The sequence below is a fragment of the Streptomyces sp. SID5785 genome (genome assembly GCF_009870065.1).
Lineage (GTDB): Bacteria > Actinomycetota > Actinomycetes > Streptomycetales > Streptomycetaceae > Streptomyces.
The window spans coordinates 1-463 of sequence record NZ_WWIA01000489.1 but is presented as its reverse complement, the minus strand read 5'-3'; the positions used below and the strand labels follow the sequence as shown (position 1 = coordinate 463).

Sequence of the window (463 nt, the reverse complement as noted above, 5' to 3'; positions counted from 1 at the left end):
CCCGGTCGACCTGTGCGCCGGGCCGGCCACCACCGCCGGGATCGCCGCGGGCGCTCTCGCCGGACCGCCCGGCACCCGGGCCGCGGCGCTCGTCGCGACCCTCGCGGGCGGCGTCTGCGGCGGCTACGACGACCTCGCCGGGGCGGACGATCCGCGCCGCGGGTTCCGCGCTCACCTCGGCGCGCTGCGCGAGGGCGAACTCACCACCGGGGCCGTCAAGTTGTTCGGCATCTCGGCGGCGGGCCTCGTCGCGGGGGCGCTGCTCAAGGAGCGGCCGCTCGACCGGCTGCTCGCGGGCGTCGTCATCGCCGGGAGCGCACACTTCCTCAACCTCGTCGACGTCCGCCCCGGCCGCGCCGCACAGACCGCCCTCCTGCTCGGCGCCCCGGGCCTCCTGCGCGGCCCGCTCGCCGCCGCGCCGATGGGCGCCGCCGCCGCGGCCCTGCCCGACGACCTCGCCGAG

Annotated in this window: 1 pseudogene; it reads left to right on the top strand. The window is 80.3% G+C overall.

Annotated features, from left to right (window positions below):
* Positions 1–463 (top strand): annotated as a pseudogene (locus GTW43_RS15755) (hypothetical protein); the annotation flags it as partial.